Annotated in this window: 18 protein-coding genes; 16 read left to right on the top strand and 2 right to left on the bottom strand. The window is 70.0% G+C overall.

The window, feature by feature from the left end; translation table 11 throughout:
• The first annotated feature begins 37 nt into the window (after positions 1–37).
• From mqnC to LIV37_RS22375, 4 genes are all read left to right on the top strand, one after another.
• The gene (gene mqnC, locus LIV37_RS22390; protein ID WP_020869388.1) at positions 38–1,237 is read left to right on the top strand and encodes a cyclic dehypoxanthinyl futalosine synthase; all 1,200 of its coding nucleotides are present in this window, start codon (positions 38–40) and stop codon (positions 1,235–1,237) included.
• Positions 1,237–1,686: an imidazolonepropionase-like domain-containing protein gene (locus LIV37_RS22385; protein ID WP_020869387.1), complete on the top strand. Its 450-nt coding sequence runs from the start codon at positions 1,237–1,239 to the stop codon at positions 1,684–1,686. Before mqnC ends, LIV37_RS22385 begins: the two co-directional genes overlap by 1 nt.
• Positions 1,687–1,740: 54 nt before the next feature.
• On the top strand, positions 1,741–2,433 hold the full coding sequence (locus LIV37_RS22380) for a demethylmenaquinone methyltransferase (RefSeq protein ID WP_121824636.1): 693 nt from the start codon (positions 1,741–1,743) through the stop codon (positions 2,431–2,433).
• Positions 2,434–2,556: 123 nt separating this feature from the next.
• Positions 2,557–3,867 (top strand): geranylgeranyl reductase family protein, encoded by a 1,311-nt coding sequence (locus LIV37_RS22375; protein ID WP_020869385.1) that lies wholly within the window; start codon positions 2,557–2,559, stop codon positions 3,865–3,867.
• 180 nt (positions 3,868–4,047) lie between these two features.
• Here LIV37_RS22375 and LIV37_RS22370 read toward each other — a convergent pair whose 3' ends face one another.
• Positions 4,048–4,830 (bottom strand): VOC family protein, encoded by a 783-nt coding sequence (locus LIV37_RS22370; RefSeq protein ID WP_020869384.1) that lies wholly within the window; start codon positions 4,828–4,830, stop codon positions 4,048–4,050.
• 270 nt (positions 4,831–5,100) lie between these two features.
• Between LIV37_RS22370 and LIV37_RS22365 the strand changes: the two genes are divergently transcribed.
• Entirely contained in the window at positions 5,101–5,520 is a 420-nt protein-coding gene (locus LIV37_RS22365) for a CBS domain-containing protein (protein WP_020869383.1), read from the top strand.
• Between the two features lie 92 nt (positions 5,521–5,612).
• Here LIV37_RS22365 and LIV37_RS22360 read toward each other — a convergent pair whose 3' ends face one another.
• Entirely contained in the window at positions 5,613–6,428 is an 816-nt protein-coding gene (locus tag LIV37_RS22360; RefSeq protein ID WP_121824637.1) for a C40 family peptidase, read from the bottom strand.
• Positions 6,429–7,140: 712 nt separating this feature from the next.
• Here LIV37_RS22360 and LIV37_RS22355 point away from each other — a divergent pair.
• From LIV37_RS22355 to nuoK, 11 genes are read left to right on the top strand one after another with little or no spacing between them, the layout of a single operon-like run.
• The gene (locus LIV37_RS22355; protein ID WP_020869381.1) at positions 7,141–7,500 is read left to right on the top strand and encodes an NADH-quinone oxidoreductase subunit A; all 360 of its coding nucleotides are present in this window, start codon (positions 7,141–7,143) and stop codon (positions 7,498–7,500) included.
• A 32-nt stretch (positions 7,501–7,532) separates the two neighbouring features.
• Entirely contained in the window at positions 7,533–8,087 is a 555-nt protein-coding gene (locus tag LIV37_RS22350) for a NuoB/complex I 20 kDa subunit family protein (RefSeq protein ID WP_020869380.1), read from the top strand.
• On the top strand, positions 8,084–8,827 hold the full coding sequence (locus LIV37_RS22345; protein WP_020869379.1) for an NADH-quinone oxidoreductase subunit C: 744 nt from the start codon (positions 8,084–8,086) through the stop codon (positions 8,825–8,827). Before LIV37_RS22350 ends, LIV37_RS22345 begins: the two co-directional genes overlap by 4 nt.
• Positions 8,827–10,161, top strand: a complete 1,335-nt coding sequence (locus LIV37_RS22340) for an NADH-quinone oxidoreductase subunit D (protein WP_020869378.1) — start codon at positions 8,827–8,829, stop codon at positions 10,159–10,161. Before LIV37_RS22345 ends, LIV37_RS22340 begins: the two co-directional genes overlap by 1 nt.
• Before the next feature lie 17 nt (positions 10,162–10,178).
• The gene (nuoE, locus tag LIV37_RS22335; RefSeq protein WP_121825333.1) at positions 10,179–10,988 is read left to right on the top strand and encodes an NADH-quinone oxidoreductase subunit NuoE; all 810 of its coding nucleotides are present in this window, start codon (positions 10,179–10,181) and stop codon (positions 10,986–10,988) included.
• Positions 10,988–12,370 (top strand): NADH-quinone oxidoreductase subunit NuoF, encoded by a 1,383-nt coding sequence (gene nuoF / locus LIV37_RS22330; protein WP_020869376.1) that lies wholly within the window; start codon positions 10,988–10,990, stop codon positions 12,368–12,370. Before nuoE ends, nuoF begins: the two co-directional genes overlap by 1 nt.
• A complete protein-coding gene (locus LIV37_RS22325) occupies positions 12,367–14,856 on the top strand; it encodes an NADH-quinone oxidoreductase subunit G (protein ID WP_121824638.1) in 2,490 nt (829 codons plus the stop codon). The genes nuoF and LIV37_RS22325 overlap by 4 nt, the downstream gene beginning before the upstream one ends.
• 26 nt (positions 14,857–14,882) lie before the next feature.
• Positions 14,883–16,211: an NADH-quinone oxidoreductase subunit NuoH gene (gene nuoH / locus LIV37_RS22320; RefSeq protein WP_214663705.1), complete on the top strand. Its 1,329-nt coding sequence runs from the start codon at positions 14,883–14,885 to the stop codon at positions 16,209–16,211.
• Positions 16,204–16,836, top strand: a complete 633-nt coding sequence (nuoI, locus tag LIV37_RS22315; protein WP_020869374.1) for an NADH-quinone oxidoreductase subunit NuoI — start codon at positions 16,204–16,206, stop codon at positions 16,834–16,836. The genes nuoH and nuoI overlap by 8 nt, the downstream gene beginning before the upstream one ends.
• Positions 16,833–17,756 carry an NADH-quinone oxidoreductase subunit J gene (locus tag LIV37_RS22310; protein ID WP_020869373.1) on the top strand — a complete coding sequence of 308 codons (924 nt, stop codon included), beginning with the start codon at positions 16,833–16,835 and terminating at the stop codon, positions 17,754–17,756. The genes nuoI and LIV37_RS22310 overlap by 4 nt, the downstream gene beginning before the upstream one ends.
• Positions 17,753–18,052, top strand: coding sequence for an NADH-quinone oxidoreductase subunit NuoK (gene nuoK, locus LIV37_RS22305; RefSeq protein ID WP_009715954.1), 300 nt, complete (start codon positions 17,753–17,755; stop codon positions 18,050–18,052). The genes LIV37_RS22310 and nuoK overlap by 4 nt, the downstream gene beginning before the upstream one ends.
• The last annotated feature ends 2 nt before the right edge of the window (positions 18,053–18,054 follow it).

The following is an 18,054-nucleotide window of genomic DNA, read 5'->3' as shown; positions in this document are numbered from 1 at the left end:
GTCGGTCCATCCATAAACCTCCGAAAGGTACGCCCCGGTGACCGCAAACGCAGAGGTGCAGGCACTCCTCGACCGCGCCGCCGACGGGGGCCGGATCACCCCACAAGAGGCGCTCGACCTTTACCGCTCGGCTCCGCTGCACGCGCTGGGGGCCGCGGCCGACACGGTCCGGCGCCGTCGCTACGCGGGCACCGAGCACATCGCGACGTACATCATCGAACGGAACATCAACTACACCAACGTCTGCGTGACGGCGTGCAAGTTCTGCGCCTTCTACGCCCCTCCGAAGGACACCGCGAAGGGCTGGACCCGCGACCTCGACGACATCCTGCGCCGCTGCGCGGAGACCGTCGAGCTGGGCGGCACGCAGATCATGTTCCAGGGCGGCCACCACCCGGACTACGGGGTGGAGTACTACGAGAAGCACTTCGCGGCGATCAAGCAGGCGTTCCCGCAGCTGGTGATCCACTCGCTGGGGGCGTCCGAGGTCGAGCACATGGCGCGGATCTCGGGCGTCTCGGCCGAGGAGGCCATCCGCCGCATCCACGCGGCCGGCCTCGACTCCTTCGCGGGCGCGGGCGCCGAGCTGCTCCCGGAGCGGCCGCGCAAGGCCATCGCGCCGCTGAAGGAGTCCGGTGAGCGCTGGCTGGAGATCATGGAGATCGCCCACAACCTCGGCGTGGAGTCCACCAGCACCATGCTGATGGGCACCGGCGAGACCAACGCCGAGCGGATCGAGCACATCCGCATGATCCGCGACGTGCAGGACCGGACGGGCGGCTTCCGCGCCTTCATCCCGTACACCTACCAGCCCGAGAACAACCATCTGAAGGGCCAGACGCAGGCCACCGTCTTCGAGTACCTGCGGATGATCGCCATCGCCCGGCTGTTCCTCGACAACGTGGCGCACATCCAGGGCTCCTGGCTGACCGTCGGCAAGGAGGCCGGCCAGCTGGCCCTGCACTACGGGGCGGACGACCTCGGCTCGGTGATGCTGGAGGAGAACGTGGTCTCCTCGGCGGGCGCCCGCCACCGGTCCAACCGGATGGAGCTGCTCCACCTCATCCGCGCCGCCGGGCGGGTCCCCGCACAGCGCGCCACGACGTACGAGCACCTGGTGGTGCACGACGACCCGGCGAACGACCCGGTCGACGACCACGTCGTCTCGCACCTGTCCTCGACGGCGATCGACGGTGGCACGGCCCACCCCGAGCTGACGGTGATCCAGGCGTCCTGATGCTCACGCTCCACGCGGCGCCCGTCGTCCGGGTCACCCCCGGCGACGCGGCGCCGCTGCACGACGCCGCCGTCGCGGTCGACGGCGACCGCATCACGGCCATCGGCCCCCTGGCGGAGCTGCGCGAGACCTATCCGCGGGCCCGGGTGCGGGAGTGGCCCGGGGAGCTCGGTCCGGCCCTGGTCCACGAGGGCCCGGTGCCGGACGCGCCCAGCCCGCGGGAGCGGATCCACGCCCTGCTGCGGCGGGGCGCGACCGCCGTCCTGGCCCACCACCTCGGCGACGCCGAACTGCGCGCGGCCGCCCACCGGGGCGGCATCGCCGTCCTGGACCGGCCGCGCCCGCCCGCCCTCGCCCCGGCGGGCCGCGCCGACCTGGCCGTCTTCGACGCGGACGGAACGTGCCTCGCCACGGTGGTGGCCGGGCGGCTGGTGCACCGGCGCCGCTGAGGCACGCCGGGCCCCGGCCGGGGGCGCGGGGCCCGCGAGGTGAACAATGGGGGCGTGAGCCGAGCATCCCTGGACAAGCAGCCGCACGAAGTCGCCGCCATGTTCGACGACGTGGCGGCCAAATACGACCTCACCAACGATGTGCTGTCGCTCGGGCAGGCCCGGCAGTGGCGCAAGGCCGTCGCCCGGGCCGTGGACGCGCGCGCCGGTGAGCGGGTGCTGGACCTGGCCGCCGGTACGGGGACGTCCTCGCTGCCGTTCCGCGAGGCGGGCGCGTACGTGGTGCCGTGCGACTTCTCGCTCGGGATGCTCCGCGAGGGCAAGAAGCGCCATCCCGGGCTGCCGCTCACGGCGGGCGACGCGACCCGGCTGCCCTTCGCGGACGGGGCCTTCGACGCCGTCACCATCTCCTTCGGGCTGCGGAACGTCCAGGACACCCAGGGTGCGCTGGGCGAGATGCTGCGGGTGACCCGGTCCGGCGGACGGATCGTCATCTGCGAGTTCAGCCACCCCACATGGCAGCCGTTCCGCACGGTCTACACCGAGTACCTGATGCGCGCACTGCCGCCGATCGCGACATCGGTCAGCAGCAACCCGGACGCGTATGTCTACCTCGCCGAGTCCATCCGCGCCTGGCCGGACCAGCCCGGTCTCGCCGCCCGGCTGCGGTCGGCGGGCTGGGAGCGCCCGGCCTGGCGCAACCTCACCGGCGGCGTGGTGGCCCTCCACCGGGCGTACAAGCCGTAAGGCGGCCGGTAACCGGGACAGGGCGGCCCTTCGCGAGTGCCGGAGCAGCGCCCCCCATAGACTGCAGCTGTCCAGTGACCGGCGCGACCGGCACGCCGTTACCGAGGCTTGGGGAGACCCCGCGTGAGCGAGACCGCACCCACCGAGAGCGCGTCCTCCGGGATCTCGGAGCGCAGCGCCGATGTGATCGTCGTCGGCGCCGGACCGGCCGGCTCCACCACCGCGTACTACCTCGCCAAGGCGGGGCTGGACGTGCTGCTGCTGGAGAAGACGGCCTTTCCGCGCGAGAAGGTGTGCGGTGACGGCCTGACCCCGCGCGCCACCAAGCAGCTCGTGTCCATGGGCATCGACATCTCCGAGGAGGCGGGCTGGCTGCGCAATCGCGGCCTGCGGATCATCGCAGGCGGGGTGCGGCTCCAGCTGGACTGGCCGGAGCTGGCCGCGTACCCCGACTACGGCCTGGTCCGTAAGCGCGACGACTTCGACGAGCAGCTGGCCCGGCAGGCTAGTAAGGCCGGGGCCCGGCTGTACGAGCGCTGCACTGTCGGCGCCCCGATCATCGACGGGCGCACCGGCCGGATCACCGGCGTCGAGGCCAAGCTGGGCGAGGAGAAGACGCCCGTCACCTTCCACGCGCCCCTGGTGGTCGCCGCCGACGGCAACTCCACCCGGCTCTCGCTCGCCATGGGGCTGCACCGCCGCGAGGACCGCCCGATGGGCGTGGCCGTGCGGACGTACTTCACCTCGCCCCGCCATGACGACGACTACCTGGAGTCCTGGCTGGAGTTGTGGGACCGGCGCGGCGCGGAGGACCGGCTGCTGCCCGGCTACGGCTGGATCTTCGGCATGGGCGACGGCACGAGCAATGTGGGCCTGGGCGTCCTCAACACCTCGTCCTCCTTCAAGGAGCTCGACTGGCGCGAGGTCCTCAAGGCGTGGTGCGCCTCGATGCCGGAGGACTGGGGCTACACCCCGGAGAACATGACCGGCCCGATCCGCGGCGCCGCGCTCCCCATGGCCTTCAACCGCCAGCCGCACTACACCCGCGGGCTGCTGCTCGTCGGGGACGCGGGCGGCATGGTCAACCCGTTCAACGGGGAGGGCATCGCCTATGCGATGGAATCCGGGCAGATCGCCGCGGACGTGATCGTCCAGGCCCATGCCCGCGCCACCGCCTCCCAGCGCGAACTGGCCCTCCAGCGCTACCCGAAGGTCCTCAAGGACACCTACGGCGGCTACTACACGCTGGGCCGGGCGTTCGTGAAGCTGATCGGCAACCCGAAGGTCATGAAGCTGGCGGCGCAGCGCGGGCTGACGCATCCGATGCTGATGCGGTTCACGCTCAAGCTGCTGGCGAACCTGACCGACCCGACGGGCGGCGACGCCATGGACCGCATCATCAACGGCCTCACCAAGGTGACCCCACGCGCCTGACACCAGCGCCCGAAGGGGCGCGGGGCTGTATCGATATGCGGCTCCGCCGCGGGGCGCGACCAGCCACGGCGGCGCCCCGACGGGCCGCGGGGAACTGCGCGCCCAGCCACAACGGCGCCGCAGCCGACCGACAACGCATCGCGGCACTTCCAGACGTATTGCGGCACTCCCAGCGGAGCGCTACGCGCCGGGGCCGCCGCTCGCTATGACGCCGAACGGCGCCCGGCCCGCATCCGTCAGCCAGGCCATCCGGCCGATCCCCTCGGCCGACATGGCGGGCATCAGCACCGAGCCGCCAAGGTCCTGCCCCCTGGCCACCACCGCGTCGCAGTCCGTGACCTCGAAGTACGGCAGCCACTGCGGCGGTGTCGAATGCCCCTCCTGGAGCTGGGCGACGCCGCCGAAGGAGCCCTCCCGGCCGGCGCCGGACGTCATCAGCACCGTGTACGACCCGCCGGGGAAGGACATCTCCTCGGTGTCCCAGCCGAAGATCTTGCGGTAGAAGGCGAGATCCTTGGCGGGGTCGGGGGAGTGCAGCTCGGTCCAGCACAGGGTGCCGGGGTCGGTGACCGCGTCCAGCCCCGCCGTCCTGCCGGGCTGCCAGACGGCGAAGCGGGCGCCGCCGGGGTCGGTGAACTGGGCCATCCGTCCTTCCTCGAAGACGTCGAACGGAGCGAGCCGCACCGTGCCGCCCGCCTGCTCGACGGTCTTGGCGGTCGCCTCGGCGTCGGGGGTGTGGAAGTACGGCGTCCAGGCGGGGCGCGCGCCCTCCTCGGTGAGCGGCCCGACGGCCGCGACGGTCTTCCGGTCCAGGGTGAAGAAGCCGTACCCGCCCGCTTCGGGGCCTGCCGACTCGAAGCGCCAGTCCAGCAGGGAGCCGTAGAAGGCCACGGCCGCTTCGGTTTCGGGGGCGCCCAGATCGAGCCAGTTGGGGGCGCCGGGGACGTAATCGGTGGTGAGCATGGGGTGCTCCTTCGACGGTCGGGCGCGAAGGCGCAGGAGAGTTCTGCGGGAGTGTTCTGCCGGGATGTGTCTCGTTCTGTCCGGGACTGCCTCGTTACTCAGTCTGGCACCGGGTACCGACAGCCGCCGCCGGGGCTCGACATGACGTCGCCGCGCGGCGGTGGTGACAATGAAGGCAGGGGGCGCCGTGTGCGCCAGCCGCGGCGACGCCGGACCGATGGGGCCCACAGGGCCGGATCCACCGCCGGTGGGCCTGGCAGGAGGTACACCATGACGAAGGCAGCGGACATCATGCACCCGGGCGCGCAGTGGGTACCGGAGAACGAGACGGTGCTGCGTGCCGCCCAGCTGATGCGGGAGCTGGGCGTGGGGGCCCTGCCGGTCAGCGACGCCAACGAGCGGCTGTGCGGCATCGTGACCGACCGCGACATCGTCGTCGGCTGCATCGCGGAGAGCGCCGACCCCTCGGGGACGCCCGTCGGGGCGCTCACCAAGGGCACCCCGCGCTGGATTCCCGCGGACGCCGATGTCAGGGACGTCCTGCGGGAGATGGAGGAGCACAAGATCCGCAGGCTTCCGGTGATCGACCAGAACAAGCGGCTGGTCGGAATGATCTCCGAGGCGGATCTTGCCCATCACCTCAGCGACGACCTCCTCGGAGAGTTCCTGGAGAAGGTCTACGCACAGTAGGGAAGGTCTACGCGCAGTAGGGAGGGAAGGACGTGAGGCCGCCGTCCACGGCGGGAACGGCGGCCTCAGGATCCAGCTGACCGGCGGGCGTCCTACAGGACGCGCACGGCCCCGGTGGGCATGTCGTAGTCCAGCGGGCGCTCGACGATCCCGGTGCTCGAGTTCTGGGCGCCGATGAACTTGCCGCCGCCGACGTAGACGCCGACGTGGTACGCGCTGCCCGCGCTGCCCCAGTAGAGCAGGTCGCCCGGCTGCAGGGAGTCCAGCGAGACCGGGGTGCCGGCGGTGGACTGGTCCTGCGAGACCCGCGGCAGGCTCACGCCGACCTGCTTGAAGGCGGCCTGGGTCAGCCCGGAGCAGTCGTAGGAGGACGGACCGCTGGAGCCGAGCACGTACGCCTTGCCCAGCTGTGCCTTGAGGAAGCTGATCAGGGCCGCGGCATTGCCGGAGGCGTTGCTGACGCTGGTGGTGGAGAGCGTGGTGCGCTCGGCGGAGCGCGACGCCTTCGCCGCCTGGGCCTTGGCCTCGGCCGCCCGCTCGGCGGCCGCCTTACGAGCCGCCTCCCGGGCTTCCTTCGCCTTGCGGTCGGCCTCCGCCTTGGCCTTCTTGGCGGCGATCTTCGCGTGGGCGGCTGCCTGGTCCTTCTGGGCCTGGAGCTCGTAGTCGGAGGCCGCCTGCTGGGTGGCGTCCGCGGTCTGGGCGGCCGTGCTCGCCAGCGTGGCGCTGACGGTCGGCATCTCCAGGGTGGACTCGGCGGGAGCGGCGTTGTTCTCCGTGGCGGAGGCGGGCACGGCGGCACCGGCCACCGCGAGGGTGAGGAAGCCACCGGTCACCCCTGCGCGGAGCGCGCGCGTCGACGCGGCACGGCGGGGCTTCCGGTGGCTGGGTATGTGTGCGACTGGGGACATAGGTCACTGGCTACCAGGGCCCTAAGGCCCAGATCAACAAAAGTGGGGTGCGCCACATTTGACGTGCACACGCCCAAAAACCGGGCCAAATGATCTCTACGGCCCACTCGGCTGGCTTGCCCGCATTTCGCGATCATGTGTCTACGCACGGCATTTGACGGCTAAACCGGGGCAGCGCGGGATCTACCACCGATCTGGCCCGCGTACAAAGGATTCCCATGAAATCTAGATCCACAACCCGTTCGGGCGTGGGATACCTCACTCGCCCCGACCCGCTCGTGAACGCGTGCGCGGAGCGTTGATCGCGAACGTGCGCGAACCCGTGATCGATCGTCCCGGGACGAAGGTCACTCATGAGGATGGAAGGCGCATATCAGGTGACGTCATCCAGAGCAAATTTGCATGTATGTACCATGTCTTGGTAGGGGCGCAACGCGCTCACCTGTGATGACGTCTCCGAATGTCACTTATCGTGGCCGTTCGGATGCTTCATGTACAAGATCACCGCTCATCCGACTTCATGATCCTTCGTCAGGTGGTGGAGATCACAAAGACGTTGTCGTACCCCGTGTCGCAGATCACAGACCGACGGGCATAGGATGCAGGCGAAACGGGCTTGTGAACTGCCTCACATGTGCGCGATCTTCGTGGGGCGGCGGCATGTCCGTGCGGTCCGCCAAGCAGTCATCGTCGACTGAAGGGAGCGAGGACGGTGAACGCATACGCGCCCATCCTCGTACTGGGAGCCCTCGGGGCAGGTTTTGCGATCTTCTCGGTTTTCATGGCCGCGATCATCGGCCCCAAGCGCTACAACCGGGCCAAGCTCGAAGCCTATGAGTGCGGCATCGAGCCGACTCCGCATCCGGCCGGCGGTGGGCGCTTCCCCATCAAGTACTACCTGACGGCGATGCTCTTCATCGTCTTCGACATCGAGATCGTCTTCCTCTACCCCTGGGCCGTCACCTTCGACGCCCTCGGCCTGTTCGGGCTCGTGGAGATGCTCCTCTTCGTGCTCACGGTCTTCGTCGCCTACGCCTACGTGTGGCGGCGCGGCGGCCTGGAGTGGGACTAAAGGGGCTCTAGAGGAGATAGGGGAAACATCGCATGGGTATCGAAGAGAAGCTCCCGAGTGGGTTCCTGCTCACCACCGTGGAACAGGCCGCCGGGCTGGCCCGTAAGTCCTCCGTCTTCCCGGCCACCTTCGGCCTGGCCTGTTGCGCCATCGAAATGATGACCACCGGCGCGGGGCGCTACGACCTCGCGCGCTTCGGCATGGAGGTCTTCCGCGGCTCGCCCCGCCAGGCCGACCTGATGATCGTCGCCGGGCGCGTCAGCCAGAAGATGGCCCCGGTGCTGCGGCAGGTCTACGACCAGATGCCGAACCCGAAGTGGGTCATCTCCATGGGCGTCTGCGCCTCCTCCGGGGGGATGTTCAACAACTACGCGATCGTGCAGGGCGTCGATCACATCGTCCCGGTCGACATCTATCTGCCCGGCTGTCCGCCACGGCCCGAGATGCTCATGGACTCGATCCTCAAGCTGCACGAGAAGATCCGCGAGGAGAAGCTCGGCGTCAATCGCGAGCGTGCGGCCCGTGAGGCGGAGGAAGCGGCGCTGAAGGCGCTGCCGATGATCGAGATGAAGGGGCTTCTGCGTTGACCGAGGCCAATGGGTCCAACGGGGTCAACCCGGACAAGGACCTCAACGCCGAGAACCTCCCCGGCCGCCGCGGCGACCAGGGTGAGCCCATCCGCGTCCAGCGCGGGATGTTCGGCGCCAACAACGGCGGCGACACCACCGGCTACGGCGGGCTGGTGCGCCCCGTACGGCTGCCCGGCGAGGCCACCCGGCCGTACGGGGGCTGGTTCGACGAGGTCGCCGACGAACTCGAGGGTGCGCTCGAGGAGCAGTCGCTGCTCCCGGAAAACGCGATCGAGAAGACCGTCGTGGACCGCGGGGAGCTGACCTTCCACATCGCCCGGGAGCACCTGCCGCGGGTCGCCCGGACCCTGCGCGACGACCCGGCGCTCCGCTTCGAGCTGTGCACCGGCGTCAGCGGAGTGCACTTCCCCGGCGACAAGGGCCGTGAGCTGCACGCCGTCTACCACCTGCGGTCGATCACCCATGGCCGGGTGCTCCGGCTGGAGGTGAGCGCTCCGGACGACGACCCGCACATCCCGTCGATCGTCGATGTCTATCCGACCAACGACTGGCATGAGCGCGAGACCTACGACTTCTTCGGCCTGATCTTCGACGGCCATCCCGCGCTGACGCGGATCATGATGCCCGACGACTGGCAGGGCTTCCCGCAACGCAAGGACTACCCGCTCGGCGGCATCCCCGTCGAGTACAAGGGCGCCCAGATCCCGGCTCCGGACCAGCGGAGGTCGTACAGCTGATGACTGCCCCCCATGCAACGCCTTCCGCCTCCGCGCGCGAGACCACAGAAGGCACCGTCTACACCGTCACCGGCGGCGACTGGGACGAGGTCGTGGCCGCCGCGGCGAAGGCCGACGACGAGCGGATCATCGTCAACATGGGTCCGCAGCACCCCTCCACCCACGGGGTGCTCCGGCTGATCCTGGAGATCGACGGTGAGACGGTCACCGAGGCCCGCTGCGGAATCGGTTATCTGCACACCGGAATCGAGAAGAACCTCGAATTCCGGAACTGGACGCAGGGCACCACCTTCGTGACGCGTATGGACTATCTGACGCCCTTCTACAACGAGGCGGCGTACTGCCTGGGCGTCGAGAAGCTGCTCGGCATCGAGGACCAGGTCCCGGACCGCGCCTCGGTGATCCGGGTGCTGCTGATGGAGCTCAACCGGCTCTCCTCGCATCTGGTGGCCATCGCCACCGGCGGTATGGAGCTCGGCGCGACCACGATCATGATCTACGGCTTCCGGGACCGCGAGCTGATCCTGGACATCTTCGAGCTGATCACCGGTCTGCGGATGAACCACGCGTACATCCGGCCCGGCGGGCTCGCCCAGGACCTGCCGCCCGGTGCGGTCGACCAGATCCGGGCCCTTCTGAAGACGATGCGGAAGAACCTGCCCGAGTACGACAAGCTCGCCACCGGGAACCCGATCTTCAAGGCCCGGCTGCAGGACGTGGGCTACCTCGACCTCGCCGGCTGCATGGCGCTCGGCATCACCGGCCCGATACTGCGGGCCACCGGGCTGCCGCACGATCTGCGCAAGACCGATCCGTACTGCGGCTATGACACCTATGACTTCGAGGTGCCGACCGCCGAGACCTGCGACGCCTACGGCCGGTTCCTGATCCGGCTGGAGGAGATGCGCCAGTCGCTGCGGATCGTCGAGCAGTGCCTGGAGCGGCTGGAGCCGGGCCCAGTGATGGTCGCGGACAAGAAGATCGCCTGGCCCGCGCAGCTCGCGCTCGGCCCGGACGGCCTCGGCAACTCCCTGGACCACATCAAGAACATCATGGGCACCTCCATGGAGGCCCTGATCCACCACTTCAAGCTGGTGACCGAGGGATTCCGGGTCCCGCCAGGACAGGCGTACGCGGCGATCGAGTCGCCCAAGGGCGAGCTTGGCGCCCATGTGGTCAGCGATGGCGGCACCCGCCCGTATCGCGTCCACTTCCGCGACCCGTCGTTCACCAATCTGCAGGCCGTGGCGGCGATGTGCGAGGGCGGCCAGGTCGCCGATGTGATCGTCGCCGTCGCGTCCATCGACCCCGTGATGGGAGGAGTGGACCGGTGACTGATGTCCAGCTGGGGATGCCGGAGCTGCCGGCCCCCGACTACCCGGCCGAGGTGCGCACCCGGCTCGAGGAGGACGCCCGGGAGGTGATCGCACGCTACCCGGACAGCCGCAGCGCGCTGCTGCCGCTGCTGCACCTGGTGCAGTCCGAGGAGGGCCATGTCACCCGCACCGGCATGCGGTTCTGCGCCGAGGTGCTGGGCCTCACCACCGCCGAGGTCACCGCGGTCGCCACCTTCTACACGATGTACCGGCGCAAGCCCTCCGGCGACTATCAGGTGGGGGTGTGCACCAACACCCTGTGCGCGGTGATGGGCGGCGACGCGATCTTCGAGGAGCTGCAGAGCCATCTGGGGGTGGGCAACGGGGAGACCACCGAGGACGGCAAGGTCACCCTGGAGCACATCGAGTGCAACGCGGCCTGCGACTACGCACCCGTGGTGATGGTCAACTGGGAGTTCTTCGACAACCAGACCGTCGAATCCGCCAAGGCGCTGGTCGACGAGTTGCGGGCGGGCCGGACCGTCGAGCCGACCCGGGGCGCGCCGCTGTGCACCTACAAGGAGACCGCCCGCATCCTGGCCGGCTTCCCCGACGCCCGCCCGGGCGCCGTCGAGGCCGGTGGCTCAGCTGGGCCCGCCTCGCTGGTCGGGTTGCGGCTGGCCAAGGGGGAGGTCGCCCCCGGCCGGGTCGTCTCGCCGAGGTCCGCGGACGCCCCGCAGGACGAGGCGCCGCCGACGCATCCCAGCTCGCATGACGCGCCGCAGCGGACCTCCGCCTCGGATCCGCACCACCCGGCCGGTCCGGTCGCCGAGGAGGGGGAGTGATGACCGTGACAACCGAGATCAATGGGCACAGCCCCGAGAAGCTGCTGGCACCCGTGCTCTCCGCGTTCTGGGACCAGCCGAACTCCTGGTCCCTGCGCACCTATCTGCGCCACGAGGGTTACGAGGGCATGCGCAAGGCCCTCGCGATGGACCCCGACGCGGTGATCGCGCTGGTGAAGGACGCGGGTCTGCGCGGCCGCGGCGGCGCCGGCTTCCCCACCGGGATGAAGTGGCAGTTCATTCCGCAGGGCGACGGCAAGCCGCACTATCTCGTCGTCAACGCCGATGAGTCGGAGCCGGGCACCTGCAAGGACATCCCCCTTCTCTACGCCAATCCGCACTCCCTCATCGAGGGCATGATCATCGCCTGTCATGCCATCCGCTCCGAACACGCCTTCATCTATCTGCGCGGTGAGGTCGTCCCCGTGCTGCGGCGACTGCACGAGGCCGTGCGCGAGGCGTACGAGGAGGGCTACCTCGGCACCGCGGAACAGCGGCGGCAGAAGCTCGGGGTGGACGGACTGCCCGGTCTCGACATCACCGTGCACGCGGGCGCCGGTGCGTACATCTGTGGTGAGGAGACCGCGCTGCTGGACTCGCTGGAGGGCCGCCGCGGCCAGCCCCGGCTGCGGCCTCCCTTCCCCGCGGTCGCCGGTCTGTACGCGTGCCCCACTGTTGTCAACAACGTCGAATCCATCGCCTCGGTTCCCGCGATCCTCAACAAGGGCAAGGAATGGTTCCGTTCGATGGGCAGCGAGAAGTCCCCGGGCTTCACGCTCTACTCGCTGTCCGGCCATGTGGCCAACCCCGGACAGTACGAGGGCCCGCTCGGGATCACCCTGCGCCAGCTGCTCGACATGAGCGGTGGGATCCGCCCGGGCCACCGGCTGAAGTTCTGGACCCCGGGCGGCTCGTCCACCCCGCTGCTCACCGATGAGCACCTCGACGTCCCGCTGGACTACGAGGGCGTGGGCGCGGCCGGATCGATGCTGGGCACCAAGGCGCTCCAGTGCTTCGACGAGACCACCTGTGTGGTGCGGGCCGTGACCCGCTGGACCGAGTTCTACGCGCATGAGTCCTGCGGCAAGTGCACACCGTGCCGCGAGGGCACGTACTGGCTGGTCCAGCTGTTGCGCGACCTCGAAGCCGGTAAGGGGCGCATGGAGGACCTCGACAAGCTGGCCGACATCGCCGACAACATCAACGGCAAGTCCTTCTGCGCCCTCGGCGACGGCGCGGCCAGCCCCATCTTCTCCTCGCTGAAGTACTTCCGCGAGGAGTACGAGCAGCACATCACCGGCGGAGGCTGTCCGTTCGACCCGGCCAAGTCCACTGTGTGGGCCGACGAGCCGCGCTCCACTCACCTGGGGGTGAACGCATGACCGTGACCACCAACGCACCCTCGTCGGGCGGGGAGGCGGCGGTGCCGCGAGAAGATCTGGTCTCCGTCACGATCGACGGGATCGAGATCTCCGTCCCCAAGGGGACGCTGGTCATCCGCGCCGCCGAACTGCTCGGCATCGAGATCCCGCGGTTCTGCGACCATCCGCTCCTCGACCCGGCCGGCGCCTGCCGCCAGTGCATCGTCGAGGTGGAGGGCCAGCGCAAGCCGATGGCCTCCTGCACCATCACCTGCACCGACGGGATGGTGGTCAAGACGCAGCTCACCTCGCCGGTGGCCGAGAAGGCCCAGCGCGGGGTGATGGAGCTGCTGCTGATCAACCACCCGCTGGACTGCCCGGTCTGCGACAAGGGCGGTGAATGCCCGCTGCAGAACCAGGCGATGAGCGCCGGACAGGCCGACAGCCGGTTCGAGGGCCAGAAGCGGACGTTCGCCAAACCGGTCCCGATCTCGGCCCAGGTGCTGCTTGACCGCGAGCGCTGTGTGCTGTGCGCGCGCTGCACCCGCTTCTCCAACCAGATCGCGGGCGACCCGATGATCGAGCTGCTGGAGCGGGGCGCGCTGCAGCAGGTGGGCACCGGCGAGGGCGACCCGTTCGAGTCGTACTTCTCCGGGAACACCATCCAGATCTGCCCGGTGGGCGCCCTGACCTCGGCGGCGTACCGATTCCGCTCCCGCCCCTTCGACCTGGTCTCCTCGCCGAGCGTGTGCGAGCACTGTGCGGGCGGCTGCGCCACCCGCACCGACCACCGCCGCGGCAAGGTCATGCGGCGGATGGCGGCGGACGACCCCGAGGTCAACGAGGAGTGGATCTGCGACAAGGGGCGCTTCGGCTTCCGCTACGCCCAGCTGCCGGAGCGGCTCACCACCCCGCTGGTGCGCGACCGCGAGACGGGGAAGCTGGAGCCGGCGAGCTGGCCCGAGGCGCTCGACGCGGCGGCCGAGGGGCTCAGCATGGCGCGCGGCCGCACCGGCGTGCTCACCGGCGGCCGGCTGACCGTCGAGGACGCCTACGCCTACGCGAAGTTCGCGCGGCTCGCCCTGGACACCAACGACATCGACTTCCGGGCCCGCCGGCACAGCGACGAGGAGGCCGACTTCCTGGCCACCCACATCGCCGGCCGGGGGCGTGACCTGGACGGTGGCGGACTCACCTACACCGCGCTGGAGAAGGCCCCGGCTGTGCTGCTGGTCGGCTTCGAGGCCGAGGAGGAGTCGCCCGGCGTCTTCCTGCGGCTGCGCAAGGCGCACCGCAAGCACGGACAGCGCACCTTCTCGCTCGCCACCCACGCCACCCGGGGCCTCGAGAAGGCGGGCGGCACCCTGCTGCCGGCCGCCCCCGGCACCGAGACCGAGTGGCTGGACGCCATCGCGGGCCGCACCGGCCTGGACGCGGGCGGGGAGCGGGCCGCCGAGGCGCTGCGCGAAGAGGGCGCCGTGATCATCGTCGGCGAGCGGCTGGCGTCCGTGGCGGGCGGGCTCACCGCCGCCGTACGGGCCGCCGCCGCCACCGGGGCCACGCTCGCCTGGATCCCGCGCCGGGCGGGGGAGCGGGGCGCGATCGAGGCCGGGGCGCTGCCCGGGCTGCTGCCCGGCGGCCGCCCGGCCCACGACCCGCGGGCCCGCGAGGAGGTCTCCTCCGTCTGGGGCACCATCGACCTGCCGCACCAGGTGGGCCGGGACACCGGCCAGATCATCGAGGCCGCGGCGGTCGGCGGGCTCGGCGCGCTGCTGGTCGCGGGCGTCGAGGTCGCCGATCTGCCCGATCCGGCGCGGGCCCTGGAGGCCCTGGACGCCGTGGACTTCGTGGTCAGCCTGGAGCAGCGGCCCTCGGAGGTCAGCGAGCGGGCCGATGTGGTGCTGCCGGTCGCGGCGGTCGTCGAGAAGTCCGGCACCTTCCTCAACTGGGAGGGCCGGGCCCGGCCGTTCGAGGCCGCGCTCAAGCCCGACCAGATGACCCGCCGCCATACGCTCCCGGACGCCCGGGTGCTGCACATGCTGGCCGACGCGCTGGACGCCCCCCTGGACCTGCCGGACGTCGAGGCCGTACGGGCCGAGATGACCCGGCTGGGCACCTGGCAGGGCCCGCGTGCCACCGCCTCGCTGGAGACGGGCGGTCCGCTGCCCCGGCCGGCCGAGGGCGAGGCGGTCCTCGCCGGCCATCGGCTGCTGCTCGACCAGGGCCGGCTCCAGGACGGCGATCCGGCGCTGGCCGGGACCCGTCACGCGGCCGTGGCCCGGTTGTCGGCGGCCACCGCGGGCGAGGCCGGGGTCGAGGACGGCCAGCTCGTCCGCGTCACCGGCCCGGCCGGTTCGGTCCAACTGCCGCTGAGCGTCACCGCGATGCCCGACCGGGTGGTCTGGCTGCCGCTGGCCTCCGTCGGCGGCGGTGTCCAGCGCGATCTGGGGGCCCGCCCCGGCGATGTCGTGACGATCACTGCCCCCGCGACGGAGGTGACCCAGTGAGGATTCTCGCCGCAGAGGACCTGTCGATGTTCGGCCGCGACCCGTGGTGGCTGATCGTGATCAAGGCCGTCTTCTGCTTCGCGTTCCTGATGGTGACCGTGCTCATCTCCATCGTCATGGAGCGCAAGGTGGTCGGCTGGATGCAGCTGCGCATCGGCCCCAACCGCCACGGCCCCTGGGGCATGCTGCAGTCCCTCGCGGACGGCGTGAAGCTGATGCTCAAGGAGGACGTGGTCGTCAAGGGCGCGGACAAGGTGGTCTACGTCCTGGCGCCGGTCGTGGCGGCCATCCCCGCCTTCATGGCGGTCGCGGTGATGCCGTTCGGCCCGGCCGGCGGCGAGGTCTCGGTCTTCGGGCACCGCACCGCGATGCAGCTGACCGATCTGCCGATCGCCGTCCTCTACATCCTCGCCACCGCCTCGGTCGGCATCTACGGCATCGTGCTGGCGGGCTGGTCCTCCGGATCGACGTATCCGCTCCTGGGGGGCTTGCGCTCCTGCGCCCAGATGATCAGCTACGAGATCGCGATGGGGCTCTCCTTCGCGGCGGTCTTCCTCTACTCCGGGTCGATGTCGACCTCGCAGATCGTGGAATCGCAGCAGGACCGCTGGTACGCGGTGCTGCTGCCGGTCTCGTTCCTCATCTACATCGTCTCGATGATCGGTGAGACCAACCGGGCGCCGTTCGACATGCCGGAGTCCGAGGGCGACCTGGTCGGCGGCTTCAACACCGAGTACTCCTCGATCAAGTTCGCGATGTTCATGCTCGCCGAGTACATCAACATGGTCACCGTCTCGATGGTCGCCGTCACCCTCTTCCTCGGTGGCTGGCGGGCGCCCTGGCCGATCAGCACCTTCTGGGAGGGCGCCAACCACGGCTGGTGGCCGATGCTGTGGTTCGTCGGCAAGGTCGTCACCTCGCTCTTCGTCTTCATCTGGGTGCGCGGCACGCTTCCGCGCGTGCGCTACGACCAGTTCATGAAGCTGGGCTGGAAGGTGCTCATCCCGATCTCGATGGTCTGGCTGATGCTGGTCGCCACCGTCCGGGCGCTGCGCAACGAGAACTACGACTACCAGGACATCGTGCTCTACGTGGGCAGCGCGGTGATCGCGCTGCTGCTGCTGTCCTTCGTGGTCGACTTCTTCCGCGACCGTTCGGCCACCGAGGCCGAGGCCGGAGCGGAACAGGGACCGGAGCCCGCCTTCGATCCGATGGCGGGAGGTTTCCCGGTGCCGCCGCTGCCCGGCCAGACCCTGCCGCCCGTCCCCCGCCGACGTCCGCACACCGAGCGTGAGTTGATTGTCAGTGGTGGCCCCGACACTGCCAGTGACGGAAAGGAGGCCGACGGTGCCTGACTTCCAGAATCCGGTGGCCGGCTTCGGCGTGACCTTCAAGGCCATGTTCAAGAAGCGGCTCACCGAACAGTACCCAGAGGTGAAGAAGCCCACCGCGCCCCGCTTCCACGGACGCCACCAGCTCAACCGGCACCCGGACGGGCTGGAGAAGTGCATCGGCTGCGAGCTGTGCGCCTGGGCCTGCCCCGCCGACGCGATCTATGTGGAGGGCGCGGACAACACCGACGAGGAGCGCTACTCGCCCGGTGAGCGCTACGGCCGCGTCTACCAGATCAACTATCTGCGCTGCATCCTGTGCGGCCTGTGCGTCGAGGCGTGCCCCACCCGGGCGCTGACCATGACCAATGAGTACGAGCTCGCCGACCGCACCCGCGAATCGCTCATCTACACCAAGGAGGAGCTGCTCGCGGGCCTCGAGGACGGGATGGTCGACTCCCCGCACGCCATCTACCCCGGCACCGACGAGCAGGACTACTACCGGGGCCTGGTGACCGAGGCCGCGCCCGGCACCACCCAGCAGGTCGCGGTCAGCAAGGGCGAGACCCTGTCCGACCAGGCCGCGGGGAACGAGGAGTCGCAGGAGTCGCAGGAGTCGCCGGAGCGGCAGCAGGGGGTGCAGGCATGAGCGGCGGCACTCTGGCCGCGGCGGCCTCCACCACCTCCACCGGTGAGGCCCTCCAGTTCTGGGTGCTCGGCACCGTCGCCGTGATCGGCGCGCTGTGCACGATCCTGATGCGCAAGGCCGTGCACAGCGCCCTGTGCCTGGCGGGCACCATGATCGTCCTGGCGGTCTTCTACCTCGCCAACGGCGCGTACTTCCTGGGCGTCGTCCAGATCGTCGTCTACACCGGCGCGATCATGATGCTCTTCCTCTTCGTGGTGATGCTGGTCGGTGTCACCGCCGCCGACTCCCTCAAGGAGACCCTGAAGGGGCAGCGCTGGCTCGCCGCCCTCTGCGGGCTCGGCTTCGGCATCCTGCTGTGCGCCGGGATCGGCAATGCGTCGCTGAAGACGTGGAACGGCCTGGGCCAGGCCAACTCCGGCGGCAATGTGGAGGGCCTGGCGTCGCTGATCTTCACCAAGTACGTCTTCGCCTTCGAGATCACCGGCGCGCTGCTGATCACCGCGGCGGTCGGCGCGATGGTGCTGACCCACCGCGAGCGCACCGAGCGGGCCCGTACCCAGCGCGAGCAGTCCGAGGCGCGGGTGCGCACCGGCCGGAACGTGCCGCCGCTGCCGGCGCCCGGTGTGTACGCGCGGCACAACGCGGTGGACATCCCCGGTCTGCTGCCCGACGGCACCCCGTCCGACCTCACCGTCAACGCGACGCTGCGCGGCCGCGGTCAGATCCGGGACGTCTCCAGCGAGGCGCTGGCCGAGCTGGCGGCGCTGGAGCAGCGCTCGCAGCGCTGGCTGGGCCGGAAGAACGGGACCGGCAAGCCGTCCGGGGGCCCCGGGAAGCCGGGCACCTCCGAACACGGTGAAAACGGCGAAGACGGCGAGAACGCGGGCAGTGCGCCGAACCCGAGGGGAGTCGCCAAGTGAATCCGGTCAACTACCTCTACCTGGCCGCCCTGTTGTTCACCATTGGTGCGGCCGGCGTCGTCATCAGGCGGAACGCGATCGTCCTCTTCATGTGCGTCGAGCTGATGCTGAACGCGTGCAACCTGGCGTTCGTCACCTTCTCCCGGCTGCACGGCAATCTCGACGGCCAGATCATCGCCTTCTTCACGATGGTCGTGGCTGCGGCGGAGGTCGTGGTCGGTCTCGCGATCATCGTGACCGTCTTCCGCTCCCGCCACTCGGCCTCGGTCGACGACGCCAGCCTGATGAAGCTCTAGAA

It is taken from the genome of Streptomyces rapamycinicus NRRL 5491 (assembly GCF_024298965.1).
GTDB classification, from domain to species: Bacteria; Actinomycetota; Actinomycetes; order Streptomycetales; family Streptomycetaceae; genus Streptomyces; species Streptomyces rapamycinicus.
The sequence above is the reverse complement of the archived record's forward strand: the minus strand, read 5'-3'. Positions and strand labels throughout refer to the sequence as shown.